Below are 576 nucleotides of genomic sequence, written 5' to 3'. Positions count from 1 at the left end.
TCCGATGCCGGATCATCCCCAGGTAGACGAACAGGATGTGAGCGCGCTGAAAGCCAAGGTGCTCGCATCGGGTCTGTCGGTCTCAGAACTGGTCTCCACTGCGTGGGCGTCGGCTTCGACGTTCCGCGGTTCGGACAAGCGCGGCGGAGCGAACGGCGCGCGTGTGCGTCTCGCGCCACAGAAGGACTGGGAAGTGAACCAGCCGGCGCAACTGGCCACGGTGCTGGAGGTGCTGGGCGCGCTGCAGGTGGAATTCAACCGTGCGGCCACGGGCGGCAAGCAGGTTTCGCTGGCCGACCTGATCGTGATCGCGGGGAATGCGGGTGTCGAGCAGGCCGCAGCAGCAGCCGGGGTCGAGATCACGGTGCCGTTCACGCCGGGGCGCGGCGACGCAAGCGCCGAGCAGACGGATGTCGATTCGATGGCGGTTCTCGAGCCGATCGCTGACGGCTTCCGCAACTACCTGAAAGGTGCTTATACGATCCCGGCAGAGAAGTTGCTGATCGACAAGGCGCAACTGCTTTCGCTATCGGCGCCGGAGATGACGGTGCTGATCGGTGGCCTGCGCGTGCTCGG

General features: G+C 65.6%; 1 protein-coding gene. It reads left to right on the top strand.

The window, feature by feature from the left end; all coding sequences use genetic code 11:
* Nucleotides 1–576 (top strand): peroxidase family protein (locus JMF90_RS39685; protein ID WP_305790787.1); only part of this gene is annotated, 576 nt, incomplete at both ends.

Origin of the sequence: Burkholderia sp. E168m23 (assembly GCF_016586125.1) — a bacterium.
GTDB classification, from domain to species: Bacteria; Pseudomonadota; Gammaproteobacteria; order Burkholderiales; family Burkholderiaceae; genus Burkholderia; species Burkholderia orbicola.
Note: the sequence above shows the minus strand (reverse complement) of the source record. Positions and strands in the feature narration are given on the sequence as shown.